Origin of the sequence: Shimia sp. FJ5 (genome assembly GCF_032918335.1) — a bacterium.
Classification (GTDB): domain Bacteria; phylum Pseudomonadota; class Alphaproteobacteria; order Rhodobacterales; family Rhodobacteraceae; genus Shimia; species Shimia aestuarii_A.
The window spans coordinates 280440-306161 of the sequence record NZ_JAWJUV010000004.1; the positions used below are offsets into that span (position 1 = coordinate 280440).

Consider the following 25722-nt stretch of genomic DNA (forward strand, 5'->3'; position numbering starts at 1 on the left):
AGCGCGCCTGAAAGGGGCGCGCCGTTCTTCATAAGATGTCGCGTCAGTCTTAGGCGGCTTCGGCCTGCTGCGCGGCATTGCGGCGTTCGCTTTCTTCGCGCGACAGCGCGACAGAGGTGCGGACACCTTTGCCCACGAACTCCATGAGTCCTTGAACAACACGTTCGTTCGGGTCGATCCCGGCACAGCTCAGAACTTCGCGCCCATCGCGCGAACGCGCCCAGCGGGCGATCTGTTCGGGGCCGTTGCCATATTTCTTGTCGTCGGCAATAGCATCGTCCAGCGCAGCCAACACGACAGCAGCGAAAAGCTTGCGCGCGCGGTTGCCCTGTTCGTTATTGAAAGCCGTTCCATCAACGAAATCTCGCATCTCGTCGTCCTTTGATTATTGCTCTTGTCTTTTCGGCGTGACGCCCCTTATGGCCTAGTCTGGCCGATTCGGATAGCCTTGAATTGCATAGCTTGTATGCGTTTTTTGCATATCTTTCTGCAAATGCAGCACGAAATCCGGCGGCTTGCCTCCCGTTCACCGGCCAGATATAGGTGCGCGCAAGTTTTTATCAACCAATCAGTCATGGTTTTGCCACATGCCCAAGATCAACGGTAACGAAATTCGCCCCGGAAATGTCCTCGAGCACAATGATGGGCTTTGGGCCGCGGTGAAGGTCGACCACGTCAAGCCCGGCAAGGGCGGCGCCTTTGCACAGGTCGAAATGAAGAACCTGCGCAACGGTTCCAAGCTCAACGAGCGTTTCCGCAGCGCCGACAAGGTCGAGCGCGTGCGCCTCGAACAGAAGGACATGCAGTTCCTCTACGAGGATGACGGGATGCTCATCTTCATGGATACGGAGACCTATGACCAGGTGCAGGTGATGGCGGACCTCCTCGGCGAGCGTCGTCCGTTCCTGCAGGACGGCATGACCATTGTCGTGGAGTTCTATGAGAACGAGGCGCTGAACGCCTCCTTGCCGCAGAAAGTCACCTGCAAGATCGTCGAGACAGAGCCGGTGGTCAAAGGCCAAACGGCAGCGAACTCGTTCAAGCCGGCTGTGCTCGACAATGGCGTGCGCGTGATGGTGCCGCCGTTTGTCGGTCAGGACGAGGATATCGTCGTGAACACCGAAACGATGGAATACGCTGAGCGCGCCTAAGCGCGTTTGGATAGAGTGTTGAAAAGGCCTGCCGTTTTGGTAGGCCTTTTTTGTTTGGGGCGGATTAGGTCGCGGTCCAGGACACGATGGCGTCCCCGGCCTGCATGTCCTCACCCGCGCGGTCAAAGCGCAGATGGGCCAGAGCCTTGCCGTTCGAGGCGGTAAAGAGGGTGCCGACGGCGCGGCCATCCTTCTCGATCGGTGTTCCGGGCGCGGGGGCGGGGCCGGTGAGCGTCACGGTGGCAAGGCCCTTGCGCAGCTCTGTCTTGTGTTTCATGCGCGCGGTGACTTCTTGACCGACGAAACAGCCCTTGCGGAAATCGACCCCGTGCAAGCGTTCGAACCCGGCCTCGAGGATGAAGGTGTCGGGGGTCAGCTCAACGCCTGTTTCCGGGATGCAATGGGCGACGCGCAGTGCGTCCCAGTCTGTTGTATCTTCCTCTTGCGGTGCGTCGCGATAGGCGCGCCAGCCAAGGGCGTCGTGACGCGGATCGGCCATGGCGTCCTCGGGCGCGGGACCGGTGCCGCGATGCAGGTGCAGGTCGGTCTCAGCAACCGCCACATCGGCGCGCAGTTTGTACATGTTGAGCCGTGCGAGCAGGGCGGGGGCAAGCTCTGCGTCCACGTCGAGGAGGACCGCATCACCGCGCCGAGCGAGGAAGAAATCGGCAAGGTATTTGCCCTGCGGTGTCAGCATGGCGGTATAGACGAGGGTCTCGGACAGGCCGGAGACATCATTTGTCACGAGGCCTTGCAAGAAGTGCTCGGTATCTGTGCCGGTGATTTCAAAGACGCTACGTGCCATGGTCTGTCCTGTTGTTTTCCGTCCCATTTCATATAGGGAGGATGCGGTCCTGCAACAGGGGAAGACATGAAATGCGTGCACCGCTTAGCATCGTGATCCCGACACTCAACGCCGAACGGCATCTTGGGCCCTGCCTTGGCGCGCTCTTTGAGGGCGTGCAGGCAGGGCTGGTGCGGGAGTTGATCGTGGTCGACGGCAGATCAACCGATGCCACGGTCGAAATCGCGCGGGAGGTCGGCGCCGAGGTTCTCGAGGCGGAGGCGTCGCGCGGCGGGCAGTTGCGCGCGGGCTGTGCGGCGGCGCGGGCGGAGTGGCTTCTTGTGGTTCATGCCGACAGCGTGTTGCAGGAGGGCTGGACCGAGGCCGTGGCGGCGCATATCGGCGCGCAGCCGGGCCACGCGGGGTATTTCCGGCTCGCGTTTGACGATGGAGGGTCTGCGGCGCGTTGGGTTGCGGGCTGGGCCAATATCCGGGCGCGGTTTCTCGGGCTTCCTTATGGGGATCAGGGTCTCTTGATCCGCCGCGAGATGTATGAGGCGCTTGGCGGTTACGCCGATATCCCCCTTATGGAGGATGTGGCGATTGTTCGGGCGATCGGGCGACGGACCCTCGTTGCGCTTGATGCGAAGGCCGTGACCAGTGCGGAGAAGTATCAGCGACAAGGCTGGTTGCGGCGCGGCCTGCGCAACCTTTGGACATTGCTGCGGTACTTAGGCGGCACTGGGCCGGAGCGGCTCGTCGAGGGGTATCGACGCTAGGCGGGGTCAGAGGCGCGGCAGGCGTGCGAGAAGGCGGCCGATCACGGACTGGCGCGGTTTCGCGGGCGTGCGTTTGGGCGGCGCAATCTGTCCCTGAATGGCGCGTTCTTCGGCGGTCAGACCATCGGTGTTGAACTGTAGCTTGTAGAGTTCGGCATAGATGCCGTCGCGGGCAAGCAATTCATCATGCGTGCCTTGATCGACGACGCGGCCCTTGTCCATGACCACGATCTTGTCGGCTTCGCGCACGGTCGACAGTCGGTGCGCGATAACAAGCGTCGTGCGGCCTTTGGAAAGCCGGTCGAGCGCCTCTTGCACCACGGTTTCGGATTGCGCGTCGAGGGCGGAGGTGGCCTCGTCCAAAAGCAGGATGGGCGTGTTGCGCAGGAGCGCGCGGGCGATCACCACGCGTTGACGCTGGCCGCCGGAAAGGTTCGTGCCGCGCGGACCGACCTCTGTCTCGAGGCCATCGGAGAGCTTGGGCAGGAAGTCGGCGACATGGGCCGCTTTCAGCACCTTTTGGAGCCGCGCGTCTGGCACCTTGCTTTGGCCGAGGAGGATATTCTCGCGCAGGGTTTCGTCAAAGAGAAGCGCCTCTTGCGACACCACGGAGAACATGTCGCGCAGGTCGGGAATGGTCATCGCCCCGGCAGGCACACCACCGATCAAGGCTTTGCCGTCCTGTGGATCGACAAGCCGGGTCAGGACATTGAACACGGTGGATTTGCCGGCGCCGGACGCGCCGACGATGGCCGTTGTCTTGCCTGCTTCGGCGGTAAAGCTTGCCCCGTCGAGCACTTTGGTCTCGCCGTAGGAGAGGTGCACGTTCTCAAGCCGGATTTCCGGCACGCCGATGGGGGCAGGAACGGGTTTCGAAGGCGATTTGAGGCTCGGTTCGGCCTCAATCAACTCCTTGATGCGTTCGATGCCCGAGGCCGCGACCTGCCACATGCCGGAGATGCCGCCGAGGCGGCGCAGCGGTTCGAAGGCAAAGCCGATGGCGGTGAAGAAGGACATGAACTGACCGACGGTCTTTTCCCCGGCAATGATCTCTCCCCCGCCATAGATCAGCACAGCAAGGAAGCCGAGGCCGGCCATCACGTCCACCAGAGCGGTGATCGTTGCCGAGCCGAAGATGACGCGGATTTCAGAGCGGACATATTGCCCGGTGAGGTCGCGGAACTGCGAGGACTGGTAGTCTTCGAGGCGGTTGAGCTTGACTGGGATGATGCCGTGGAAAACCTCGTCGAGGCGGGTGGCGAGACGCGCGCCGAAATCGCGGGCTTTGCGCGCGTAGCGGCGCACAAAGCGTTGCGCGACCACCGAGGGCAGGACAAGGACCGGCGTGCCGATCAGGGCGACGAGGGTCCAGCGCCAGTCGACACTCACCGCAACCCCCATGAGGGCGATGAGAGAGATCGTATCGCGGCCCGCGCCGGTGATGATTGCGGACCAGACGGCGTTGATCGACTGCACGTCAGTCTGAACCCGTTGGATCAGGTAGCCGGGGGGGTGGGTCTGATGAAAGGTGCTGTCCTGGCGCATGATGCGGTCAAGCATCGTGGTGCGCACATCGGCGGCGGTATTCTGCGCGATATAGGTCAGGGTGACTTTCTGGATCATACCCGAGACGCCGCGGGTGATGAAGATCGCGAGGATTGTGAGGCCAACAGTCCAGAGCGCCGCCGCGCTTCCGGCGGCAAAGACATTGTCGAACATCGGCTTCATCATATAGCTCAGCGCGCCGAGCATGGAGCCTTCGATGCTCATGAAAACGAGGGCGATCAACAAGAGGCCGGTGTATTTGCGCAGGAAGTTCCGCCAGAGCCAGCGCATGAGCCCCTTGGGGGGCTGTTGCGGCGGGGTCTTGTCACTCTCGCTCGCAGTCTCGTTCACAGTCTTGCTCACGGTGGCTGGTCCCCTTGTCGGACATGGCGGCGGCGTCAGGCCGTCCGGCGACTTTGGCGCGGGGCGAGGCGTCTGTCCAGCCCGACCCGACTGCCGGGGTTGCCTACTGCAATGGCAGGCGCAGGGCAAGACCCGCTACCGCACGGGCAAGAGCAGGAGGGAGATTGACCTTCTGACTGGACGGTTCCAATGTCACGCCGTTCCAAAGGAGTAACGCGCATGTCCCTTGCCAATGGCCGCCCTTACCTTGCCATTCCCGGCCCGTCTGTCACCCCGGAGCGGGTTCTGCGTGCGATGCACCGTTCCTCGCCCAATATCTACGAAGGCGACCTTGTCGAGATGACGCATGGGATCGTGCCGGATCTCAAGGCGATCGCAGGAACCGAGCACAATGCGACGATCTACATTGGCAATGGCCATGGTGCTTGGGAGGCGGCGCTTTCGAATGTCGTTGCACCGGGCGACAAGGTCCTTGTTCCGGCCACGGGGCGGTTCGGCTATGGCTGGGCCGAGATGGCAGAAGGGATCGGGGCCGAGGTCGAGGTGATCGATTTTGGCGTGCAGGACGGCATGGACATGGCGCGCGTCGCCGAAGTTCTAGCCGCCGATACGCGGCACAAGATCAAGGCGGTGCTTGGCGTCCATGTGGATACGTCCTCTTCGATCCGCACCGATATGCGCGGACTGCGCAAGGCGCTTGATACGGCGGGACATCCCGCGCTTCTTATGGCGGATTGCATTGCCTCGCTCGGGTGTGACCGGTTCGAGATGGATGCCTGGGGCGTCGATGTGATGGTCGCGGCGAGCCAGAAAGGACTGATGGTGCCGCCGGGGCTTGGGTTCGTATTCTTCAACGACAAGGCGGCAGATGTGCGCCGCGCCATGCCACGGGTGAGCCGGTATTGGGATTGGACCCATCGGGCCAACCCGGATTTCTTCTATCAGTTCTTCTGTGGCACGGCACCGACGCATCACCTTTTTGGCCTGCGGACCGCGCTCGACATGATCCACGAAGAGGGGTTGGAGGCGGTCTATGCCCGTCATGCCACCTTGGCCGAGGCGATCTGGGCCGCTGTTGAGGCATGGGGGCAGGGCGGTCCGATCCGCCTCAACGTGGCCGAGCGCGGCAAGCGGAGCCATGCCGTCACCTCGCTTCGCATTGGCGCACCGCATGGCACGGCGCTTCGGCGCTGGACCGAGCACGAGGCAGGGGTGACGCTTGGCATCGGGCTTGGCATGTCGACAGAGGACGACCCCAAGGGCGACGGGTTCTTTCGCTTTGGCCATATGGGCCATGTGAATGCGCATATGGTTCTCGGCATGCTTGCTTCGGTGCAGGCAGGGATGACGGCGATCGGTGTGCCCTTCGGTCCCGGCGGGATCGACGCCGCCGCCGAGGTCATCGCGCAAGGGTAAAGGCGGGAAAGGGCCGGGCGTTGAGCGGCGGGCCCTTTCGTCCGCGATCCCACCTATCCGAGATCGGCAAGCACCTTGGGCAGCTCTTCGGCAAGGCAGGCGATGTCCTGGGGACGGCCGCAGGAAATACGGATGCAGCGGTTTTGCGGCGCGACAAAGGGCATGCGCACGAACACACCGCGCGCGACCAATCCTTCGAGCACGGCCTTGGCGTAGTCTGCATCGCGCCCGCAATCGACGGCGACGAAGTTCGTCGCTGACGGCAGCGCGGACAAGCCGTTCTCGGCGGCGATGCGGGTGATGTCCTCACGCGCTTTGGCGACGCGGGCGAGGGTTGTCTCGAGATAGGCCTGATCTGCCAGTGCGGCGCGCGCACCAGCCTGTGCGGCGCGGTTCATGCCGAAATGGTTGCGGATTTTATCGAAAGATTTGATCAAGTCGCGGGCGCCCATCGCATAGCCCACGCGTGCCCCGGCCATGCCGTAAGCCTTTGAAAAGGTGCGCATCCGGATGACGCGCGGGTCCTCGATGTCGATCTCGGGAGCGGTGCCTTCGGGGGCAAAGTCGATATAGGCCTCATCGAGAAGGAGAAGCGTGCCCTCGGGCAGCGTATCGAGCGCGGCAAGAATATTCTCGCCAGCGGTCCATGAGGCCATGGGGTTATCGGGGTTGGCGAAATAGACCAGTTTGGCATCCACTTCGCCCGCCTTGGCAATCAGGGCGGGGAGGTCTTCGTGGTCGTCGCGGTAGGGCACCTTGTGCAGCACACCGCCATAGCCCGCCACGTGGTAGTTGAAGGTCGGGTAGGCACCATCGGAGGTCACCACCGCGTCGCCGGAGCCGACCAGAAGCCGCACGAGATAGCCCAGAAGCCCGTCAATGCCTTCTCCGACAAGGATATTTTCCGGGGCGACCCCGTGATGATCGGCAAGCGCATGGCGTAGTTCGTGGCTGCTTGCGTCGGGGTATTTCCAGATCTCCCGCGCTTCAGCGCACATGGCCTCGATGGCTTTGGGCGAAGGGCCAAAGACGTTTTCATTGGCGCCGAGGCGGGCGTTGAAGGGCGCGCCACGCAGGCGTTCCTGCACTTCGGGGCCGACGAAGGGCACGGTGGAGGGCAGGCTGGCGACAAGCGGGGTATAGCGTGGTTCAGTCATGGGCGGGAAGGTGGCGCAAGAGCCGGACAAAGGCAAGACGCGCTCTGCCCTCACGTCACAGTAGATTTCCGTGGATTTTGCGCGCCGGGCTGGGGCAGTCTTGCGGCAACCAGCCAGGAGGAAGCCCCATGTCCCGCGTATCGCTTGAGATCGAGACCCACATTGCCCGCGTCACCCTTACGCGGGGCGACAAGATGAACGCGCTTGATGCCGCGATGATTGATGGAATTATCGAGGTGGGACAGAGCCTTATCGGGCGGGAGGACATACGCGCCGTGGTCCTTCAGGGCGAGGGCGAGGCGTTCTGCGCGGGGCTTGATGTGGCGAGTTTCGGGGCACTGGCGCAGCAGGATCCGGCGGAGGTTCTGATGCCGCGGGAGCACGGAAATACCAATCGTTTTCAAGAGGTTTGCCTTGTTTGGCAGAAGATCCCTGTGCCGGTCATCGCAGCGCTCAAGGGCGTGTGTATCGGCGGCGGTTTGCAGATCGCGATTGGCGCGGACATTCGGGTTGCGGGGCGGGATACGCGGATGTCGGTGATGGAGATGAAGTGGGGCTTGGTGCCGGATATGGGGGGGATGGTGATCCTGCCCAAGCTCTTGCGCTCGGATGTGCTCAGAAAACTGACCTATACCAATGAGTTGGTCGCGGCTGAGCAGGCCGAGGCCTGGGGTCTTGTGACCGAGATTGCCGACGATCCGGAAGCGCGGGCGATGGAGATTGCCACCGAGATCGCGGGCAAGAGCCCTTCGGCGATGCGAGCGGCCAAGCGGTTGATTTCCTTTGCGGAAACCAACATGAGCGACCCCGATGCCGTGCTTCTTGAAGAGAGCCGGGAGCAGGCGGATTTGATTGGCAAGCCGGACCAGATGGAGGTCGTGATGGCCAATATGCAGAAGCGGGCGCCTGTGTTCAAATAGGGGCAGGGGCCAGCCCCTCTTGGCCGCCGATTGGCGGCCAATTCACCCCGGGATATTTCCGGCAAGAGGAAGATTCTTAACGGCACATCCAACGTCGGTATCACGTCGGTATTGCGTCGGTATAGCATCTGTCGGGATGGGTTAACGCAGCGACCCGGTTAACGCAGAAACTTGCGGTAGGCGTCGCGTTCCATCTCGTAGCGCATTTCAAGATCGGCAATCTTGGCCATGAGGGATTTGCGGGTCTCAGGGTCGGTGCAGGCGGTATAGGCGCGGCGGGCCTCTTCGAGGTCTTCCTTCAAGGCAAATTCGCGCGGCACCACGCCGGCCTCGGCCATGATGCGGTGCCCGGCGGCGATTGCGGGGTCTTCAAAGGCATGCCGGTCGGGGAGGGGTTTGCCCTCGCCGTGCAAATCGCGCAGCGTTCCTTCGGCCTCGGCCTTGAGAATCTGGCGTTCGATGAGTCTTCGCAATCCGGCCAACATGGGGCCAAGTATATCAGCCCTGCATCGCCTTGCGACCGAAAAGGAAGGTCAGGCAGGTGAGGGTGCCGAAGATGGTCATGGTCAGCGGGATCGCAGTATGGCTCCCGTCAAAGAGGACGGTGGCCAGCGCCGCGCCGCCCGCGCCAAAGGCCATCTGCATCGAGCCCATGAGGGAGGCGGCAAAGCCGGGGTATTCGCCCGCCGGTTCCATCGCAAGGGCGACGGAGGTGGGCAAGAGCATGCCGAAGCCCATCACGTAGAGACAGACTGCGGCCCAGAACAGCGGCAGGCCCGGCGTCAGGGTCGTCACCAGCCCGGCAAAGAGCGTCGCCAGCGCCATCAGCCCCACGGCGAGCGCGTTGACGCGGGCGACGGCGATGCGGCCAAGGAGCGCGCGGATCGTCAGCGCGCCGATCGTGTTGGCGAGGGCTGCCAGCGCGAAGAGAGAGCCGAAGGCCTGAGGCGAGACGGCATAGACGGTTTCGGTCAGCACCGCGCCGACCGAAAGCATGGCGGAATAGCCTGCGAAGGCGAGGCTTCCCATGAACATCGGCACCCGGAAGGCGCGCAGGGCAAAGAGCCTCTGCGAGGCGGTGGAGACGAAACGGAAAGAGAAGCGGTCGGGGCGGCGTGTGCCGGAGGTCTCGCGCAGCACGAAGAGCGCATAGGCGAGGAAGAGGGTCGAGAGACAGCCGAGCGCCCAGAAGATCGCGCGCCATTCAAAGAGGACGAGCAGGCCGGAGCCAAGCACCGGGGCGATCAGCGTGGCGATGGTCACGATGGCCATGAGCACGGCGAGGAGGCGCGCGGCTTCGTTGCCTGTCAGCTCGTCGCGCACCATGGCGCGGGCGATGACGGGGGTGCCGCCCATGAGGCCCTGAAGCGCGCGAAGGGCGATCAGACTCTCGAAGGTCGGGGCCATGGCGCAGGCGAACGTCACCAGCGTGAAGCCCGAGAGCGACAGGATCAGAGCGCGACGACGGCCAAAGGCATCGGAGAACAGGCCCCAGAACAGCTGACCCACGGCGAAGGCGAGGAAATAGGCCCCGACGAGCAGCGCGCCGAGCGCCTCGTCCACGCCGAAATCACGCGCGACGACGGCGGTCGCGGGGAGAACGATATCGATGGAGATCGCGGTCAGGGCGGTGATGCCGCCGAGAAAGAGAACGCCATCGGGCCGGTCGAGCGTGGATTTGGTCATCATATGCCCCGCGAGGTTGGGGTGGAGGAGATCACGGTTGGCGGCGGCGGGCGTGATTGGTTGTCATGTTAACGATATTGCGGGCTGTTGAGAAGGCCCGAAATAGCAAAGCCCCGCGCGACCGGGAGGTCAGGCGGGGCGATGTCATGTCTTGGGCCGATCAGTCCAGTTCTGCGAGACGGTCGAGTGCCGAACGGATGCGGGCCTCTTCCTCTTCGCGGGCGGCGAGGTTTTCGCGCGCTTCCTCGACCACCTCGTCAGGGGCGGATTCGACGAACTTCGGATTGTTGAGGCGACCGCGCAGACCGCCGAGTTCCTTGGCGAGCTTGCCGAGGGTTTTCTCGAGACGGGCCTTTTCGGCGTCGATGTCGATGATATCCGCCAATGGTAGGCCGAAGGTGCCGCCATCAACGGTCACGGTAATGGTGCCTTTGGGGAAGTCGGCGACGTCGGTCAGGCTGTCGATACGGGCGATCTTCTTGATAAGGGTCTCATTGCGTGCCCATGCGGCCTTGCCTGCCTCGTCAAGTTCAGAGACGAGCATGGGGATCTTGAGACCGGCGGGCACGTGCATCTGCGAGCGCGCCGAGCGGACGTTCTCGATCACGGAAATGACCCAGTTCATCTCGCGGTCGGCATGGGCATCCACGAGATCGGCGGCGTTATAGGTCGGCCAGTCGGCATGGACCAGCATGCCCTCGCGCTTGGCGGTGACGTCCCAGAGTTCCTCGGTGATGAAAGGCATGATCGGGTGCAGCATGATGAGGCACTGATCGAGAACCCAGCCCATGGTGTTGCGGGTTTCGGCCTTGGTTGCGTCATCCTCGGAGTTGAGGAGGGGCTTGGCGAATTCCACGTACCAGTCGCAGACCTTGCCCCAGACAAAGGCATAGAGGCCGAGGGCGGCATCGTTGAAGCGGAAGGTGTCAAAGGCTTCATCCACCGTTTCGCGAACCTTAGCGGTCTCGCCGATGATCCAACGGTTCACCGTGGCGGTGGCGACGGGAATATCGGAGGTGGGGGCGCCACCGACATAGACCTCGTTCATTTCGGCAAAGCGCACGGCGTTCCAGATCTTGGTGCCGAAGTTGCGGTAGCCTGCGATGCGTTGCATGTCGAGTTTCAGCACGCCACCGAGCGAAGCCATGGCGGCATTGGTGAAGCGCAGAGCGTCGGCGCCGTATTCGTCGATGATCTCGAGCGGGTCGATGACGTTGCCTGTCGACTTGGACATCTTCTTGCCCTTGGCGTCGCGCACGAGGCCGTGGAGGTAGACGGTGTCGAAGGGGATTTCGTCGGTGACGGCGAGTTGCATCATCATCATCCGGGCGACCCAGAAGAACAGGATGTCCTGACCGGTGATGAGGGTCGAAGTCGGGAAGTATTTCGCCAGTTCCTCGGTCTCTTCGGGCCAGCCGAGCGTGCCGATGGGCCAAAGGCCGGAGGAGAACCAGGTGTCGAGCACGTCCGGGTCACGCCAGACGGGATAGACGAGCTTGGTCGGGTCTTGCGTCGTCTCGTAGGCGGCGAGGCTTTCGGCCAGCGCGTGGCGCGCGGCGGCGCGGTCTTCGACCTCGACCACGGTGGCGTGGTTGAGGGGCGTCGGCAGGCCAGCGAGCACGTCGGCGAATTGCGTTTTCACCGCGTCGAAATCATGCGCGCAGTGGTGGCGTTCGTCGCCGCGCAGGAGGGATTGCTCGGAGAGCAGGCGGCCCATTTCCACGAGATCGAGCGCGCCGTCGCCTTCATCATCCGAGAAGCCTTCGGCGGAGAGGTCGAAACCGTACCAGACCGGGATCTGGTGGCCCCACCAGAGCTGGCGGGAGATGCACCAGGGTTCGATGTTCTCGAGCCAGTGGTAATAGGTTTTCTCGCCCGATTCCGGCAGGATCTTTACCCGGCCATCGCGCACGGCGTCGAGCGCCGGGCCGACAACCTTTTCGGCATCGACGAACCATTGGTCGGTCAGCATCGGTTCGATGACGACCTTGGAGCGGTCGCCGAAGGGCTGCATGATCGGTTTGCTTTCGACGAGCGGCACCATGCCGCCATCGAAGCAGACTTTGCCGTCGGAATCGTCCGGCTCGCCGGGGATCATCACGGCGAGGCCTTCGGAGGTGATCTGCTCGACCACGATCTTGCGGGCTTCGAAACGGTCAAGGCCACGGATGTCTTCGGGGACGAGGTTGATCGCGTCGACCTCGTTCTCGGTAAAGCTCGCGCCCTTGGCATAGCTTTGGGCCTTCTCGGCCTCTTCGGCGTAGGGCGCACCGTCGGCGCGCATGTGGCCCTTCATGTCCATCAGGCGATACATCGGGATGCCGCCACGGCGCGCGACCTGATAGTCGTTGAAGTCATGTGCGCCGGTGATCTTCACCGCGCCAGAGCCGAAATCGGGGTCGGGATATTCGTCGGTGATGATCGGGATCAGGCGGCGGTGTTCCTTGGGGCCGACCGGAATCTCGCAGAGCTTGCCAACGATGGGCGCGTAACGTTCGTCCGACGGGTGCACCGCGACCGCGCCATCGCCGAGCATCGTCTCGGGGCGGGTTGTGGCGATGGAGATGTAATCGCGCTCTTCCTCGAGCAGGACATTGCCGTCCTCGTCCTTCTCGACATAGGTATAGGTCGCGCCGCCCGCGAGCGGGTATTTGAAGTGCCACATGTGGCCCGCGACCTCGATATTCTCAACCTCGAGATCGGAGATGGCGGTTTCAAAATGAGGATCCCAGTTCACGAGGCGTTTGCCGCGATAGATCAGGCCCTTGTTATACATGTCCTCGAAGACCTTGAGCACGGCATCGTGGAAATTGCCGTGGCTCTCGGACTCGGGCGCACCCGGCGCGCCGGACATGGTAAAGGCGGTGCGGTCCCAGTCACAGGAAGCGCCGAGGCGCTTGAGCTGATTGACGATGGTGCCGCCGGATTGCTCTTTCCATTCCCAGACCTTCTCGAGGAATTTCTCGCGTCCCAACTCGGTGCGGGAGGGCTGTTGATCTTGCGCCAGCTTGCGTTCGACAACCATTTGCGTCGCGATGCCGGCGTGGTCGGTGCCGGGCTGCCAGAGCGTATCGTAGCCCTGCATCCGTTTCCAGCGCATCAGGATGTCCTGAAGCGTGTTGTTGAAGGCGTGGCCCATATGCAGAACGCCGGTGACGTTCGGGGGCGGGATCATGATGCAATAGGTGCTTGCGCCGGGCTTGGCATTCGCGCCCGCCGTGAAACAGCCCGCCTTTTCCCAAGCCGCGTAGAGGCGGCCCTCGGCTTCGGCTGCGTTGAAGGTTTTTTCCATCGCCATGTGTCTTGATCCTGCTTGATCCACGAGTTGGCAAACCCTTAGCGAATGGGGCGCGCAAGGGAAAGGTGGGGGGGCGATTTTCTTGACCTTCGCGCCGCTTCGCCGGAAGGTCACGGCAAGGAGAAACGCCATGACAGCAGTGACCACATGGGAAAGCGGACCGGTTGAGGGGCGCGCAGGGTATTCTTGGCGGCACTATGACCTTGCCGAAGCGGGCGCAGAGGCGGCGCTTGCGGCAGAGGGGCTTGATCCACTGGTTTTCGCGGCTTTGACGGCGCCGGAAACACGGCCAAGATGCGCGGCCCACGGGGATGGGTTGCTGGTCAACCTGCGGGGTGTGAATCTCAACCCCGGCGCAGAGCCGGAGGATATGGTGTCGCTTCGACTTTGGGTCACCAGCGCGGGTGTGATCTCGGCACAGTTGCGACGGCTTCGGGCGCTTGGCGATGTGCGCGAGGGGCTTGAGCGGGTGCCGCCTGATGGCCCGGCAGAGCTTGTGGCGCGGATTGCCTTGCGGCTTGCAGATCGGGCCGAACCGGTGGTGGCCGATCTCAACGAGGCGATTGACGGTCTCGAGGACGAGATGGAGGACGGTAGCGGGCAAGTGACGCGCGCCGAGCTTTCGCAATTGCGCCGCCGGGCGGTGCAGCTTCGTCGGTATTTCTTTCCCCAGCGCGATGCGCTCAGCACCTTTGAGATCGAGGATGCCACATGGATCAGGCCGCATGACCGGCTCCGCCTGCGCGAGGCAACAGAGCGGGTGACGCGGATTGGCGAGGAATTGGACGCGATCCGCGACCGGGCGCAGCTCGTCCAAGAGCAGATCATGGACGCGCGGGCCGAGCGGATGAACCGGCAGATGATGGTGCTTTCGGTGGCGGCGGCGCTGTTCCTGCCGCTAGGCCTTATCACCGGGCTTTTGGGGATCAATGTCGCGGGGATACCGGGAACCGAGACGCCTTGGGCCTTTTGGGCGGTTTGTGCGCTTCTTGTCGTGGTCAGCGTCGGGCAGATTTGGGCGTTTTGGTGGATCGGGTTGATCGGGCGGCGGCGGGACTAGGCCCGATCAGGCGCGGCGGCGGTCGAGTTTCGTCGCCAGGTGGATGAGGCTTTCGGAACTCCTCACGCCGCGGGTTTCTCCAATACGATCAAGGGTTTCGTCAAGTTCCGCCGTGCTTTCGGCAGCCAGTTCCACGACCAGATCGACGCGACCCGAAGAGGTATGCACGGTTTCCACAGCCGGGAGGGTCTTGAGCTTTTGCAGAACCGAGGGGCCGCTTCGAAGTTCGATGGACAGAAGCGCCGTGGCGCGGATGCGCGGGCGGGCCACATCGCCGAGGCGCAGGGTATAGCCCGCGATGGCGCCGCTTGCCTCGAGCCGGTCGAGCCGCGCCTGCACCGTGGTGCGCGCAAGGCCAAGGCGGCGGGCGAGCATGGCGATCGGCATCCGGGCGTTTTCCGATAGCAGCGCGAGAAGGGCGTGGTCTGTGTCGTTGATTTGCATGTCTGATGTGTCAATCTGCCGAAAGTTTCCTGCAATTTAGCGGAAATGACACGTGAAATCGACCGAAATTCGCTTCACGCTTTAAGGAAACAGGATTGAGGTAAACCGATGCGCAGCGATCAGGCCTTTTGGCCGAGCCCAGAAACCTATGTCATTCGCAACCGCCCTGACCGGCCCGTCTTGTGCTTTGCGCCAGACGTGTTGCAAGCCACTGCGCGGCGTTTTCTTGAAGGGTTTGAGGGGCTTGTGACCTATGCGGTCAAGGCCAATGACGATCCGGCGGTGCTTGCCAATCTGGCGGCGGCGGGGATCGAGGCGTTTGACGTGGCCTCGCCCGCCGAAATGTCACGGGTGCGTGACGTGATGGGCGATGCGGTGCTGCATTATCACAACCCGGTGCGTTCGAGCGACGAGATCGCCGCAGGGGTGCAGCACGGCATCGCGAGCTGGTCTGTGGATTGCCCGCAGGAACTCGCCAAGCTCGCAGAGGTGCCGCGCGCAGACACGGAGATTGCCGTGCGCCTGCGCCTGCCCGTGAAGGGCGCGGCCTATGATTTTGGCGAGAAGTTCGGTGCCGACCCAGAGGCCGCGGTGGCGCTTTTGCAAGAGGCAGAGGCGATGGGGTTCGCGGTCTCGCTCACCTTTCACCCCGGCACGCAATGCGCCGACCCGGAGGCATGGGCGGTGTATGTCGAGGCGGCGGCGGAGGTGGCGGCGCGGGCAGGGGTGCGCTTGCGCCGGCTCAACGTGGGCGGCGGGTTTGCGGCGCATCGCGGCGGGGTCGCGCCGGATCTTGAGGCGATTTTCGACCGGATCAAGGGCGCGATGGCAGCGTTTGGCACCGACCGCCCGGCACTTGTTTGCGAGCCGGGACGGGCAATGGTGTCCGAGGCTTTCACGGCGGTGTTCCGCGTCAAGGCACTGCGCCGGGAGGGGGCGGTGTTCCTGAACGATGGTATCTATGGCGCGCTCGCGGAATGGCGCGATATCGGCGCGCCGGGACGGATTGCGGTGATGGGACCGGACGGGACGCGGCGCCAGGGCAAGGGCCGGGCGCGGATTGTCTTTGGGCCGACCTGTGACTCGCTTGACCGGCTTCCTGAGCCGCTGGCCCTTCCCGACGACATGGCCGAGGGCGACTACCTCATGGTGTCGGGCATGGGGGCCTACACGGCGGCGATCTCGACCGGGTTCAACGGCTATGGGCGTCACGATCTTGTGACGGTCACGGGCAGCTAAGGCGCGTCCCTTGTCCTGCCCTGTGCGGCGTTCTTATATTGAAACGAGGGGCAGTCCCGCGAAGGAGACGGGCGGATGGCGCTTAGGGCGTTTGGCAAACGGGTTCTTGGATGGTTCGGCAAGGCATTGCGCACCGAACACAGTCCGGCCTCGCCGCGCCGTGGGCCACAGACCCATGTCATCATCCTTGACGGCACCATGTCGACGCTTGATCCCGGTCATGAAACCAACGCTGGTCTGACCTATCGCCTATTGCAGGAGATGGGCGGTGCGGTGTCGATCTACTATGAGGCGGGCGTGCAATGGGCCAACTGGCGCACAACGCTTGATGTGATGATGGGGCGCGGCCTCAACGGACAGATCCGGCGCGCCTATGGGTTCCTCGCCTCGCGCTACAGGCCGGGCGACCGGGTTTTCCTCATGGGCTATTCGCGCGGTGCCTTTGCGGTGCGTTCGCTTGCCGGGATCATCGACCGGGTGGGCCTTTTGCGGGCAGGCTGCGCCACCGAGCGCAATGTGCGCCAGGCCTACCGGCTCTACGAGGGCAATCCAGAGGGCGATGCGGCGCGCGCCTTTGCAGCCCATTATTGCCATGACGCCGTGGCGATCGAGATGGTCGGCGTCTGGGACACGGTCAAGGCGCTGGGCCTGCGTTTGCCGCTTCTGTGGCGGCTCACAGAGGAGCGCCACGCCTTTCACAGCCATGCCCTTGGCCCGAGCGTGTTGCACGGGTTCCACGCGCTTGGCCTTGATGAGACACGCGAGGTCTTTGCCCCGGTGCTTTGGAAAAGCCGCGCGGACTGGCCGGGCCATGCCGAGCAGGTCTGGTTTCGTGGCACGCATGGCGATGTCGGTGGACAGCTCGGCGGTATGGAGGCGGCGCGCCCGCTCGCCAATATCCCGCTGGTGTGGATGCTTGAGAAGGCAGAGAGCTGTGGTCTGCCCTTGCCTGAGAACTGGCGCAGCCGGTTTCCCTGTGACCCGACCGCACCCTCGGTGGGCACGTGGCAGGGCTGGGGCAAGCTCTTCCTGTTCCGGCGCAAGCGGAGCGTCGGGCTTGACCCGTCGGAACATGTCCATGCAACTGCGGCTGCTGCGCTCGACCCGTCCCGCGCGGAATCGATGCGTTTCGCGGAGTGATCCGGCAGCGCCGAAGATTTCAAGCCTCCGGCGGGAGTATTTCACCAGAGAAGAAGCCGGGGGCGCGCCCTTTTCCTAAAGCGTTTCGCCTTCTCTTTGTGCCTCAAGGAGACGTTGAAGCGCTTTAGTCGTGGAATGTGGTGAATTCAGGCAGTGCGGCGCGCGCGGTGCGGAAGGCGTTGGCGGGGTGGTCGCGGTCCTCGTAGCCAAAGGAGATCGCGGCGAGGATGCGTTCTTCTTCCGGGATGGCGAAATGGGCGCGCACGGTCTCGGCGTAAAAGGCGATGGCGGCCTGCGGCACGGTGGCGATCCCTTGGGCTTCGGCCGAGAGGCAGAAGGCGGTGATGAAGCCGCCGCAATCGAGCGCGCCATAGGGGCCAAGTTCGGTTGCCGTGGTGATGAGGGCGACATGCGGTGCGCCGAAGAAGGCGTAATTCTCGCGCATCTGGGCCACGCGGGCCTGTTTGTCGCCGCGCCCGATCCCGACCGCTTCGTAGAGTTGCATGCCACAGGTCTGGCGGCGCTCCTTGCGCGCGCCTGTATAGCCGTCGGGGAAGGGGAAATCGGGGGCGGGGCGTTCGGTATCGAAGGCCTTGAGCATCACCGCGCGGAAGGCGTCGGTCGCCGCGCCGGAAGTCAGGTGCACGTTCCACGGCTGGGCGTTGCACCAAGACGGCACGCGGCCCGCGTCGCGCAGGATGGTGTCAATCACGTCGCGGGGCACCGGATCGGCGCGGAAGGCGCGACAGGAGTGGCGCGCGGCGAGCAGGTCTTGCAGGGCTTGGTGTTGGGTCATGTCACTTATTGGTTCTGGGCGATGATATAGCCGAGCCCGGCGGCGACAAGCGCGCCAAGGATCATGGCGAAGGCGATCTTCCATGCCGACCAGGGGCGCTCGCCCTGCACGCGGCCGGTTTGACCGTTGACGACAAAGCGGTAGGTCTTGCCGCGGTATTTATAAGCGGCGAGCCAGACCGGCAGTAGGATGTGTTTGAAGGTCACGTCGGAGACTGTGGTGTCGATGCGGTGCACCTGCTGCCGGTCGCCGCCGATGTCAAAGCGCACGTCGCGTTCGATGGTGCGGTCCATGATGGCGCGGGCCTCACCGTAGCCTTCGTCGAGCGGCACGGTATAGGCCTCGGCGCGAAAACCGGCGAGGTATTCGGGGCTATAGGGGATCAGATGCGAGAGATCCCAAGGCTGTAGCGCGTCGGTATAGCGTTTGGGCAGGGCGCGCGAGGCGAGGATGAGCACATCATCGAAGAATCGCGCAGTGCGGCCCGAGACCGGGGTCCAGCGGATTTTCTGCACTTGGCGTTGTTGCGGCTTGCCATCGACCATGACGGTGCGGGTCACGTAGTAGATCGTGCCGCGCTGGCCGGAGTAGGAGGATTTGGTATCGGCGTCATAGGTCCAGTAGGGGGTATAGATGCCCTGCATCCGACGGCCCTTGCGGGCATAGTCCTTAAGGCCACTCGGGGCGAACCAGAGGCGGCCGAGCCAGTCATTCATGGCGTTATGGGCGGCGCGTTCGCTCCAGGAGAAGGGCAGCACGGCGCGGGGTTTGATATGGCGATTGGCGCCGGTGTCGGCGACGACGGGCGTGGCGCAGAAGGGGCATTCAACAGCGTGGGTTGCGGGGTCGAATTCCACCGAGGCGCCGCAATTGGGACAGGAGGCGGTGCGGGTTTCCTCGATCTCCTGCGCCGGGAGCTGATCGTTGAGGGCGGCGCGGAAGTCCAATTCGCGGATGCGCTCCCCTTCGTCCTGCATCGCGATGGTGTGGCCGCAATGGTCACAGGTCAGGGTGCCTTTGTCGGGGTCGAAGCGGTAGTCGGCGCCACATTGTTCGCAAGGAAAGCGATGCGTTTCCTCGGGCGTGGGGGGCGGCGGTGGGATGTCGGACATCGGGATTTCATGCCTCCGGCGGGAGTGTTTTCGCAAAGATGAAGCCAGTCGGGGCAGATGTGCAAGGGGCGGTGTGCCCCTTGCGGAGTCTTACAGTTTAGGCACCCGGCGGGGGTGGCGGGAGGATGGTGAAGAGCTGGGCCAGTTCGGCCACGTCCTCGGCGCGCATCCAGCCGTCCTGACCGGGGGTCCAGACATGGGTTTCGCGGGTGAGCTTCCCTTCGGTTGCCATACGGCCCATGGCAGCCTTGGAAAACGGGCCTTTCGTGGCGCCGTTCTCGGCGATGTGCCAGACATGTTCGACCGGGGGCGGCGGGGGCGGGACCGCGGCGGCGCTGGGCTGCGGTGCGGGGCGAGCCCCCCAGGGGCCTTGGTTCGCCATTTGTTGCGCCATGGCCATGCCGACGCCCATGCCCATGCCTGCGCCCATGCCGGAATTGGGGGTGGCGGCGGCGGCGGTCATGGCTTCGGCGGCAGAGAACTGAGTATATTTGCCGAGGTCGCCCACGACGCCCATGGAGGTGCGTTTGTCCATCGCTTCCTCGACCGCGGGGGGCAGGGAGATGTTCTCGATGTAAAGCTCGGGCATGGACAGGCCGTATTCCGCGAGCGTGCCTGAGATTTCGGCGGCGACGAGCTTGCCGAGGTCGGCGGTGTTGGCGGCCATGTCGAGAACCGGGATGCCGGACGACGCGATGACGCGGGAGAATTCCTGCACGATGATGTTGCGGATCTGGTAGGAGATCTCGTCCATGGTGAATTCACCGTCGGTGCCGACGATCTCGGTCAGGAAGCGGGCGGGATCGGTGACACGGATCGCGTAGGTGCCATAGGCGCGCAGGCGCACGGGGCCGAATTCCGGGTCACGGCAGATGATCGGGTTCTTGGTGCCCCATTTCAGATCGGCAAAGCGCGTCGTGTTGACGAAGTAGATTTCCGATTTGAAGGGCGATTTGAAGCCGTGATCCCAATGGTTCAGCGTCGTCAGCACCGGCATGTTGTTGGTCTCGAGCATGTAGAGACCGGGGGTGAAGACATCGGCCAGTTGACCCTCATGGACGAAGACGGCGGATTGCCCTTCGCGCACTGTCAGCTTGGCGCCATATTTGATCTCGTGGCCTTCACGTTCGAAACGCCAGACCATCGTGTCGCGCGTGTCGTCGACCCAGTGGATGACGTCGATGAATTCGCCGGTGAGGAAATCGAAGATACCCATGGGAAAAGGCTCCTTTCAGGGTCAGTAATAGCGGCCCGCGAGGGAGCGGGCGAGGGTTTTGATCGTCGGGCGCGCGGCGTCGAGGGACATACCAATAGAGAGCGCGGGGTTGTAGAGCATCTTCAGCAGCGCCTCGTCATGCGAGGTCAGGAGCGCGAATTCGTCATCGTCGTTGAAGATCGAGGGCCGGGCCTCGGGGCTGTCATTGGCGAGGCCAAGGCCTTGGGCGATTTCCTCGTGGTAGCAAGATTTGCGCAAGAGATCGGGGTGTTCAGCGCGCACCATGGCAATGGCGGTGCGGTAGGCGTTGGTATTGGTCTCGTCAGAGAAGGCCACCACAAGGCAGTGAATCTCGCGCGGGGTATGGCGGAAGAGGCTCAGGGTCGCGTGGCTTGCACCGGGGATGATCTCGCGCACGCGGGCGAGCATCTCGGCACGGTCATCGGCGCCCATGACGAGCACATGAAAGTTCGCGCGGCGCGCGGCGGTGACAGAGATCGAATGGCCCGAGGCAGAGGCGAGGCGGGCGACGTAGTCCTTGACGGTCGCGGTATCGGCGCTGCGCATTGCGGCAGGCACGCTGGCGCCGAATTCGACCCCGACACGGACCGGCACATCCCAGCGGCGCAGCCCCCCGGCGCGGCCATTGGAGCGGCGCAAGCCACCGCCGCGCGCGTATTCATCGTAGAAGACGATATTTTCGAAGTTACGTGCGAGCATGTCGGGGGTCACGGGCGTATCCGGCCCGCCGCCATCCTGACGCAGCAGACCACGGGCGAGCAGGTCGGCCTGCACGCCCGAGTAGTAGTCGGCCAAGGCTTCAGAGCGCGCAGAGGGGCGCGGGGCCAGATCAGGCGCGGGTTTCTCCTGCGCAGGCGGCACAAGGCCTTCGCAGGCCGCAACCAGCGTCACGGCAGCCAGACATAGGAGACCCCGCAGGCGCGTCATCGTGGTTCAGCCTTTCGGTACAGCGGTGCCGGCGGTGTCGCCGAGACCGGTTTGTTTCGCCTTGGCCGCGGCGAGCGTGTCGCGCAGATCGGCCTCCATCTTCTTGAGGTCTTCCTCGGCGGCGGCGCGTTTGGCCTTGCCTTCGTCGGCGATCTGGAGGCTTTCCTCGATCGTGCCGATGAGGTCGGCATTGGCCTGTTTCACGGCTTCGATGTCAAAGACGCCGCGTTCCATTTCTTCGCGGATCATCTTGTTGCTTTCGCGCAGGTTCTTGGCGTTGGACGTCAGAAGTTCGTTGGTGAGGTCATTGGCGTCACGCACGGCGGCGGCGGCCTCGGCGGAGCGCTGGATGGTGACAGCCTGAGCCAATTGGGTTTCCCAGAGCGGCACGGTGTTGACCAGCGTCGAGTTGATCTTGGTCACCAGCGATTTGTCGTTTTCCTGTACCAAGCGGATCGAGGGCAGGGATTGCATCGTCACCTGACGGGTGAGTTTCAGGTCATGCACCCGGCGCTCGAGATCGTCGCGCGCGGCGCGCAGGTCGCGCAGTTCCTGCGCTTTCATCACCTGATCGTTCTCGGCGGCCGCCTCGACTTCGGCCTCCTTGGCGGGGATGTCCTTTTCGTCGAGTTCGGCGATCTTGGCTTCGCCGGCAGCGATGTAGAGGGCCAGTTCATCATAGAAAGAGAGGGTCTTCTCGTAGAGCAGGTCGAGCGATTTGATGTCCTTCAGGAGCGTGTGCTCGTGGGTCAGGAGATTGTCGGTGATGCGGTCGATCTGGCTCTGGACTTCTTCGAAACGCGCGGTGAATTTCGCAAACGGCGCGGCGCGGCCCAAGAGTTTCTCCCAGAAGGAGCGCTCGCGGCGCACGTCCAGTTCGGAGACGGAAAAGCCGCGGATCGTGGTGACGATGTTGCGCAGCGAGTCACCCGCCGGGCCGACATCCTTGTTGCGCACATCCTGCAGCATGGCTTGCGAGATTTCCTGTAGCTCTGCCTGAGCGGCGGAGCCGAAATGCACGATCGAGCCGGTATCCGACATGTCGAGTTCGGCCATGCGCTTGGTGATCTCGGCGCTCAGGGGGGCGTCGGCCTCGGCGAGCGGCACCACAGCGGTGGCCTCGGTCGGTTCGGGCAGGATCACGGCGGTGACCTTGTCCGCTTCGGCAAGCGCGGCTTCGGCCTTCTGGCGGATGGTGTCGGACATGGCAGTATACCTCTTGGGGGTCAAAGGGATTGGCGGTGAACGCCCTCACGCGCAAGACGGTCGCGCAGCACGTCGATTTCGACGGTCAGGTCGCTATGGTCGTCAAGCAGCAGTTTCTCGGTGCGGGCGGCAAAATTCTGCTCGAGGTCGTCAAGCAGCGCTTCGTAGTCTGCGCGGGCCTCGGGGCTTCGGTTGTGGGCGTAGATATCGGCAAACTTGGCCGTCGCGTCGCGCGCGCCAAGGAGATAGACGCTCAGGTATTTGCGCGCGGCGGTGAGGTCGCGGGGGTCATTCTCGACCGTGCGGAAGAGTGTGCGTGCGGCCTGTTGGAAACGGCCAACGCGGGCCTCGAGGCCGCGATCGCCACAGCGCAGGATGGCGTCATTCATGGCGGTGAGGTGTTTTTCGGCCTCGTCTACGGCGCGGGCCACGCGGTCGGTCTGGTAGAGGTCGACGCCTTCAAGCCCCTTATCCTTGAGCGGGTCGAGGCCAAAAGCCAGCCCGTGCAATGCGGTGCCGACCACGGCGTAGATCACAGGCGCGCCGATCCCGCCGGTCGCGGCCCAGCCTGCAAGCGCCAAGCCTGCGCCGGTCAGCACGGAGCCAAGCATCTTGCGCGGCAGAGTGGGGCGGCGGGCGACTTTGCGCGCCTCATACGCCTCTTCGGCAAGCAGCCCTTCGCGTGTCAGCCATGCCGCGAGCAGCAGGAGGCCAAGGGCGGAGAGGTTCAGCGCCATTTGCACCGGGCCATTGCCAAACGCCTGCCAGATCAGGGGCAGGGGCGCGAGAAAGAGGAGATTGACGCGTCCGCCCGCACGGGTCCGGCGCGCGCCCTGAAAGGACGTGCCGGGCGTCGTGGTGTCGGATGTGCCATCGGGGCTAAACTTGCCGCCATATCGTTGTGCCATGTCACACGCCTCCTGCGATGGAGACGTAGACGATCAATATGACAAGCAGCCCAAAGGCCAGTTTTTGCAATCCGGTGCCGGACATTTGGCGTTCTTTCCTGCGAAACCTGCCAAAAATCTAGGGTTTTTATCGGCGGGGCGCTAGGGGGAAGAAGGGGCCACGCGCGTCAATTCGCCGGTTTTGCCGGGCGCGGGCGCGCTGGTGCGGGGTCTAGCGGCGACGGGAGCCGGGTTTGCCGGTTGGTTTGCCTGTTGGTTTGCCGGTCGTTTTGGCCATAGGTTTGCCTGTGGGTTTACCTGTGGCCTTCCCCGACGGTTTCCCGGCGGGCTTCGCCGTTGGTTTGCCTTTGGGCGGACCAGGGTTGCGGCTTCGGGTCGGCTTGGGGCGGGTCTCGGCCGGTTTGGCGCCGTCGAGGCCAAGCTGGTCGCGCACCACGCGGCGGCGCACTTCCTCGACCTCGCCGGATTTCAGATTGCCAAGCTGGAACGGGCCGTAGGAGACGCGGATCAGGCGGTTCACCGAAAGGCCCACGGCCTCCATCGCGCGGCGGATTTCGCGGTTGCGCCCTTCGCGGATGCCGACGGTCAGCCAGGCATTCGCGCCCTGTTGGCGGTCGAGACTCACGTCCATCGGCTGAAACTTTTCGCCCTCGAGGATGATGCCCTTGCGCAGCGGCTCGAGGGTTTTTTCCTCGGGGCGGCCATTGACGCGCACGCGATATTTCCGCAGCCACCCTGTTGAGGGCAATTCAAGCTGACGTTTCACTCCGCCATCATTGGTCAGAAGCAAGAGCCCTTCGGAGTTGAGGTCGAGCCGTCCGACGCTCATCACGCGGGGCATGCCATCGGGCAGGGCGTCAAAGATCGTCTCGCGGCCCTGTTCATCCTTGTGGCTTGTCACGAGGCCGGTGGGCTTGTGGTAGAGCCAGAGGCGTTCCGGCTCTGGTTCGGCAAGCGGTTTGCCATCGACCGTGATCCGGTCCTTTTCGGTCACGTTCAGCGCCGGGCTGTTGATTTTCTTGCCATTGACCGTCACGCGGCCCGCTTCGATCATACGTTCGGCTTCGCGGCGGCTTGCAAGGCCAGCGCGGGCAAGGACCTTGGCGATCCGGTCGCCCTTGGGGGCGTCTTTGGGTGTGTCTTGGCTCATAGACTGCTCCTAGCGCGGTTTGGGGGATTGCGAAAGGGCAATGGCACAGGCAGGAAGAGGTATGGTGTTTCGCAGCTACATGGATATCGCGCTGGATGAGGCGCGCGCCGCCGCAGAGCGCGGCGAGGTGCCGGTTGGGGCCGTCATCGTCTCGCCCGAGGGCGCGGTGGTGGCGCAGGCTGGGAACCGCACGCGGGAACTCTCAGACCCGACGGGCCATGCCGAAGTGCTCGCGATCCGGGCGGCTTGCAAGGCGGCGGGGAGCGAGCGGCTGCCGGGGCATGATCTCTATGTGACGCTGGAGCCCTGTCCGATGTGTGCGAGCCTGATTTCGCAGGCGCGGATCGCGCGGGTTTACTATGGCGCGGCGGACCCCAAGTCGGGCGGCGTGGCGCAGGGACCGCGGGTCTTTGCCCACCCCCAGAGCCATCACGTCCCCGAGGTCTATGACGGGATCAGCGCCCCGGAGGCCGAGGCGCTGCTCAAGGATTTCTTTGCCGAGCGGCGTTAGGGTCAGGACCCTAGATCTCGATCGCTTCCATGATTTGCGGCTCGATCACATCGACGCCGGGCAGGCCCTCGGCCAGCGCCTTGGCGTCCTGTTCGAGGATCGGGAAGGTGCGGTAGTGGCAGGGGATCACCGTCTTGAAATCGAAATAGCGTTTGGCGGCATAGGCCGCGCCCTTCATGTCCATGGTGAAATGGCCACCTGCCGAGAGAATGCCGATATCGGGTTTGTAATAGTCTCCCATCCAATCCATGTCGGCCATGATCGCGGTGTCGCCGGAGATATAGACCGTGTGGCCTTCTGCCATGAGCATGAAGCCGACCTCGGAGCCGGCGGCCTTGGGGCCATCGGGCGTGCCGAAGGTCGAACTATGCGAGGCGGGCACCATGGCGAGCGAGACGCCTTCGCCAAGGGACACGGTGCCGCCTTTGTTGAAGCCGACGGTGTCGAGATGCTCATGCTCGTTCCAGAAGGACATCAGGTCATATTGTCCGACAATCGGCACACCGAGTTTGCGCGCCAGCGGCAGCATGTCGGCGACATGGTCGAAATGGGCATGCGTCAGGATCAAATGCGTTGCGCCGGCGGTGGCGGCGTCGTGGTGTTCCTCCGGCAAGACGGGGTTACCGGTCAGCCAGGGATCGACAAGAAGCACGAGATCCGAGACCTCGATGCGAAAAGAGCCATGTCCGAGCCAGATGATTTTCATGTGAGCCTCCCGTTTTTTGTGTTGGAAAGGGGAGACTAGCACGCGCGCGACATAAAGAAAGAGGTCGCGGCGCCTGCGCCTTCACGGGTTTGGCGTATCTGAGCAGAGAAGACGCCGGGGCTGCGCTTTCGTCTTCCTCTTGCCGGAAATATCCCGGGGGGTCTGGGGGGCTGGCCCCCCAGTTGAA

Annotated in this window: 24 protein-coding genes; 8 read left to right on the forward strand and 16 right to left on the reverse strand. The window is 63.6% G+C overall.

All coding sequences use genetic code 11. The annotated features are described in order from the left end of the window. Positions 1–49: 49 nt before the first annotated feature. Positions 50–370, reverse strand: a complete 321-nt coding sequence (locus R1W01_RS14355) for a DUF6280 family protein (RefSeq protein ID WP_243614643.1) — start codon at positions 368–370, stop codon at positions 50–52. A gap of 217 nt (positions 371–587) precedes the next feature. Here R1W01_RS14355 and efp point away from each other — a divergent pair, with 217 nt between their 5' ends. After that, positions 588–1151, forward strand: coding sequence for an elongation factor P (efp, locus tag R1W01_RS14360; RefSeq protein WP_243614642.1), 564 nt, complete (start codon positions 588–590; stop codon positions 1149–1151). A 64-nt stretch (positions 1152–1215) separates the two neighbouring features. Here efp and R1W01_RS14365 read toward each other — a convergent pair whose 3' ends face one another. Next, positions 1216–1956 carry a YgfZ/GcvT domain-containing protein gene (locus tag R1W01_RS14365; protein WP_297756393.1) on the reverse strand — a complete coding sequence of 247 codons (741 nt, stop codon included), beginning with the start codon at positions 1954–1956 and terminating at the stop codon, positions 1216–1218. Positions 1957–2027: 71 nt separating this feature from the next. Between R1W01_RS14365 and R1W01_RS14370 the strand changes: the two genes are divergently transcribed. After that, positions 2028–2714 carry a TIGR04283 family arsenosugar biosynthesis glycosyltransferase gene (locus R1W01_RS14370; RefSeq protein WP_297756392.1) on the forward strand — a complete coding sequence of 229 codons (687 nt, stop codon included), beginning with the start codon at positions 2028–2030 and terminating at the stop codon, positions 2712–2714. 6 nt (positions 2715–2720) lie between these two features. Here R1W01_RS14370 and R1W01_RS14375 read toward each other — a convergent pair whose 3' ends face one another. Further along, positions 2721–4550 carry an ABC transporter ATP-binding protein gene (locus R1W01_RS14375; RefSeq protein WP_243614662.1) on the reverse strand — a complete coding sequence of 610 codons (1830 nt, stop codon included), beginning with the start codon at positions 4548–4550 and terminating at the stop codon, positions 2721–2723. 291 nt (positions 4551–4841) lie between these two features. On the opposite strand from R1W01_RS14375, the gene R1W01_RS14380 reads away from it, so the two are divergent. Next, positions 4842–6038, forward strand: coding sequence for a pyridoxal-phosphate-dependent aminotransferase family protein (locus R1W01_RS14380; RefSeq protein ID WP_297756391.1), 1197 nt, complete (start codon positions 4842–4844; stop codon positions 6036–6038). A 53-nt stretch (positions 6039–6091) separates the two neighbouring features. Here the strand turns inward: R1W01_RS14380 and R1W01_RS14385 are convergent, their stop codons facing one another. Next, a complete protein-coding gene (locus tag R1W01_RS14385) occupies positions 6092–7195 on the reverse strand; it encodes a pyridoxal phosphate-dependent aminotransferase (protein WP_297756390.1) in 1104 nt (367 codons plus the stop codon). Positions 7196–7323: 128 nt separating this feature from the next. Here R1W01_RS14385 and R1W01_RS14390 point away from each other — a divergent pair, with 128 nt between their 5' ends. Then, a complete protein-coding gene (locus R1W01_RS14390; RefSeq protein WP_297756389.1) occupies positions 7324–8115 on the forward strand; it encodes a crotonase/enoyl-CoA hydratase family protein in 792 nt (263 codons plus the stop codon). A gap of 158 nt (positions 8116–8273) precedes the next feature. On the opposite strand, the gene R1W01_RS14395 is transcribed toward R1W01_RS14390, so the two are convergent. The 3 genes from R1W01_RS14395 to R1W01_RS14405 form a co-directional block, all read right to left on the reverse strand. Then, the gene (locus R1W01_RS14395) at positions 8274–8600 is read right to left on the reverse strand and encodes a DnaJ family domain-containing protein (protein WP_297756388.1); all 327 of its coding nucleotides are present in this window, start codon (positions 8598–8600) and stop codon (positions 8274–8276) included. Positions 8601–8613: 13 nt separating this feature from the next. Beyond that, a complete protein-coding gene (locus R1W01_RS14400; protein WP_243614635.1) occupies positions 8614–9801 on the reverse strand; it encodes an MFS transporter in 1188 nt (395 codons plus the stop codon). Positions 9802–9961: 160 nt separating this feature from the next. Continuing rightward, a complete protein-coding gene (locus R1W01_RS14405) occupies positions 9962–13099 on the reverse strand; it encodes a valine--tRNA ligase (protein WP_297756387.1) in 3138 nt (1045 codons plus the stop codon). A 130-nt stretch (positions 13100–13229) separates the two neighbouring features. Here R1W01_RS14405 and R1W01_RS14410 point away from each other — a divergent pair, with 130 nt between their 5' ends. Beyond that, the gene (locus R1W01_RS14410; RefSeq protein WP_243614633.1) at positions 13230–14159 is read left to right on the forward strand and encodes a zinc transporter ZntB; all 930 of its coding nucleotides are present in this window, start codon (positions 13230–13232) and stop codon (positions 14157–14159) included. 6 nt (positions 14160–14165) lie between these two features. Here R1W01_RS14410 and R1W01_RS14415 read toward each other — a convergent pair whose 3' ends face one another. Further along, the gene (locus tag R1W01_RS14415) at positions 14166–14603 is read right to left on the reverse strand and encodes an Lrp/AsnC family transcriptional regulator (protein WP_317275289.1); all 438 of its coding nucleotides are present in this window, start codon (positions 14601–14603) and stop codon (positions 14166–14168) included. Positions 14604–14711: 108 nt separating this feature from the next. Here R1W01_RS14415 and R1W01_RS14420 point away from each other — a divergent pair, with 108 nt between their 5' ends. Together R1W01_RS14420 and R1W01_RS14425 are read left to right on the forward strand one after the other, a co-directional pair. Then, positions 14712–15842 (forward strand): type III PLP-dependent enzyme, encoded by a 1131-nt coding sequence (locus R1W01_RS14420; protein ID WP_297756386.1) that lies wholly within the window; start codon positions 14712–14714, stop codon positions 15840–15842. Positions 15843–15917: 75 nt separating this feature from the next. Beyond that, positions 15918–16982, forward strand: coding sequence for a DUF2235 domain-containing protein (locus R1W01_RS14425; protein ID WP_297756385.1), 1065 nt, complete (start codon positions 15918–15920; stop codon positions 16980–16982). A 124-nt stretch (positions 16983–17106) separates the two neighbouring features. Here the strand turns inward: R1W01_RS14425 and R1W01_RS14430 are convergent, their stop codons facing one another. The 7 genes from R1W01_RS14430 to R1W01_RS14460 all read right to left on the reverse strand — a co-directional run bounded on the left by R1W01_RS14430 (position 17107) and on the right by R1W01_RS14460 (position 24318). Next, positions 17107–17778 (reverse strand): nitroreductase, encoded by a 672-nt coding sequence (locus R1W01_RS14430; RefSeq protein WP_243614629.1) that lies wholly within the window; start codon positions 17776–17778, stop codon positions 17107–17109. A 5-nt stretch (positions 17779–17783) separates the two neighbouring features. Continuing rightward, on the reverse strand, positions 17784–18890 hold the full coding sequence (locus tag R1W01_RS14435) for a TFIIB-type zinc finger domain-containing protein (RefSeq protein WP_297756384.1): 1107 nt from the start codon (positions 18888–18890) through the stop codon (positions 17784–17786). Positions 18891–18987: 97 nt separating this feature from the next. Then, positions 18988–20106, reverse strand: coding sequence for an SPFH domain-containing protein (locus R1W01_RS14440; protein ID WP_297756383.1), 1119 nt, complete (start codon positions 20104–20106; stop codon positions 18988–18990). Between the two features lie 21 nt (positions 20107–20127). Then, positions 20128–21054, reverse strand: coding sequence for a DUF2927 domain-containing protein (locus R1W01_RS14445; protein ID WP_297756382.1), 927 nt, complete (start codon positions 21052–21054; stop codon positions 20128–20130). 6 nt (positions 21055–21060) lie between these two features. Further along, positions 21061–22260, reverse strand: a complete 1200-nt coding sequence (locus R1W01_RS14450) for a toxic anion resistance protein (RefSeq protein WP_243613277.1) — start codon at positions 22258–22260, stop codon at positions 21061–21063. 20 nt (positions 22261–22280) lie between these two features. Then, positions 22281–23168 (reverse strand): 5-bromo-4-chloroindolyl phosphate hydrolysis family protein, encoded by an 888-nt coding sequence (locus tag R1W01_RS14455; RefSeq protein WP_297756381.1) that lies wholly within the window; start codon positions 23166–23168, stop codon positions 22281–22283. 211 nt (positions 23169–23379) lie between these two features. After that, on the reverse strand, positions 23380–24318 hold the full coding sequence (locus tag R1W01_RS14460; RefSeq protein ID WP_297756380.1) for a pseudouridine synthase: 939 nt from the start codon (positions 24316–24318) through the stop codon (positions 23380–23382). Between the two features lie 61 nt (positions 24319–24379). On the opposite strand from R1W01_RS14460, the gene R1W01_RS14465 reads away from it, so the two are divergent. After that, positions 24380–24829: a nucleoside deaminase gene (locus R1W01_RS14465; protein WP_297756401.1), complete on the forward strand. Its 450-nt coding sequence runs from the start codon at positions 24380–24382 to the stop codon at positions 24827–24829. Positions 24830–24839: 10 nt separating this feature from the next. Here the strand turns inward: R1W01_RS14465 and R1W01_RS14470 are convergent, their stop codons facing one another. Beyond that, positions 24840–25535, reverse strand: coding sequence for a metal-dependent hydrolase (locus R1W01_RS14470; protein WP_297756379.1), 696 nt, complete (start codon positions 25533–25535; stop codon positions 24840–24842). Positions 25536–25722: the final 187 nt, after the last annotated feature.

What these genes read in the sequence shown, in the direction of transcription:
- R1W01_RS14445 (WP_297756382.1), bottom strand. Translation starts at nt 21,054, where the DNA reads ATGACGCGCCTGCGGGGTCTCCTATGTCTGGCTGCCGTGACGCTGGTT.
- R1W01_RS14465 (WP_297756401.1), top strand. Translation starts at nt 24,380, where the DNA reads ATGGTGTTTCGCAGCTACATGGATATCGCGCTGGATGAGGCGCGCGCC.
- R1W01_RS14425 (WP_297756385.1), top strand. Translation starts at nt 15,918, where the DNA reads ATGGCGCTTAGGGCGTTTGGCAAACGGGTTCTTGGATGGTTCGGCAAG.
- R1W01_RS14440 (WP_297756383.1), bottom strand. Translation starts at nt 20,106, where the DNA reads ATGGGTATCTTCGATTTCCTCACCGGCGAATTCATCGACGTCATCCAC.
- R1W01_RS14455 (WP_297756381.1), bottom strand. Translation starts at nt 23,168, where the DNA reads ATGGCACAACGATATGGCGGCAAGTTTAGCCCCGATGGCACATCCGAC.
- R1W01_RS14355 (WP_243614643.1), bottom strand. Translation starts at nt 370, where the DNA reads ATGCGAGATTTCGTTGATGGAACGGCTTTCAATAACGAACAGGGCAAC.
- efp (WP_243614642.1), top strand. Translation starts at nt 588, where the DNA reads ATGCCCAAGATCAACGGTAACGAAATTCGCCCCGGAAATGTCCTCGAG.
- R1W01_RS14420 (WP_297756386.1), top strand. Translation starts at nt 14,712, where the DNA reads ATGCGCAGCGATCAGGCCTTTTGGCCGAGCCCAGAAACCTATGTCATT.
- R1W01_RS14460 (WP_297756380.1), bottom strand. Translation starts at nt 24,318, where the DNA reads ATGAGCCAAGACACACCCAAAGACGCCCCCAAGGGCGACCGGATCGCC.
- R1W01_RS14430 (WP_243614629.1), bottom strand. Translation starts at nt 17,778, where the DNA reads ATGACCCAACACCAAGCCCTGCAAGACCTGCTCGCCGCGCGCCACTCC.
- R1W01_RS14380 (WP_297756391.1), top strand. Translation starts at nt 4,842, where the DNA reads ATGTCCCTTGCCAATGGCCGCCCTTACCTTGCCATTCCCGGCCCGTCT.
- R1W01_RS14405 (WP_297756387.1), bottom strand. Translation starts at nt 13,099, where the DNA reads ATGGCGATGGAAAAAACCTTCAACGCAGCCGAAGCCGAGGGCCGCCTC.
- R1W01_RS14370 (WP_297756392.1), top strand. Translation starts at nt 2,028, where the DNA reads ATGCGTGCACCGCTTAGCATCGTGATCCCGACACTCAACGCCGAACGG.
- R1W01_RS14365 (WP_297756393.1), bottom strand. Translation starts at nt 1,956, where the DNA reads ATGGCACGTAGCGTCTTTGAAATCACCGGCACAGATACCGAGCACTTC.
- R1W01_RS14395 (WP_297756388.1), bottom strand. Translation starts at nt 8,600, where the DNA reads ATGTTGGCCGGATTGCGAAGACTCATCGAACGCCAGATTCTCAAGGCC.
- R1W01_RS14385 (WP_297756390.1), bottom strand. Translation starts at nt 7,195, where the DNA reads ATGACTGAACCACGCTATACCCCGCTTGTCGCCAGCCTGCCCTCCACC.
- R1W01_RS14470 (WP_297756379.1), bottom strand. Translation starts at nt 25,535, where the DNA reads ATGAAAATCATCTGGCTCGGACATGGCTCTTTTCGCATCGAGGTCTCG.
- R1W01_RS14375 (WP_243614662.1), bottom strand. Translation starts at nt 4,550, where the DNA reads ATGCGCTGGCTCTGGCGGAACTTCCTGCGCAAATACACCGGCCTCTTG.
- R1W01_RS14400 (WP_243614635.1), bottom strand. Translation starts at nt 9,801, where the DNA reads ATGACCAAATCCACGCTCGACCGGCCCGATGGCGTTCTCTTTCTCGGC.
- R1W01_RS14450 (WP_243613277.1), bottom strand. Translation starts at nt 22,260, where the DNA reads ATGTCCGACACCATCCGCCAGAAGGCCGAAGCCGCGCTTGCCGAAGCG.
- R1W01_RS14415 (WP_317275289.1), bottom strand. Translation starts at nt 14,603, where the DNA reads ATGCAAATCAACGACACAGACCACGCCCTTCTCGCGCTGCTATCGGAA.
- R1W01_RS14410 (WP_243614633.1), top strand. Translation starts at nt 13,230, where the DNA reads ATGACAGCAGTGACCACATGGGAAAGCGGACCGGTTGAGGGGCGCGCA.
- R1W01_RS14390 (WP_297756389.1), top strand. Translation starts at nt 7,324, where the DNA reads ATGTCCCGCGTATCGCTTGAGATCGAGACCCACATTGCCCGCGTCACC.
- R1W01_RS14435 (WP_297756384.1), bottom strand. Translation starts at nt 18,890, where the DNA reads ATGTCCGACATCCCACCGCCGCCCCCCACGCCCGAGGAAACGCATCGC.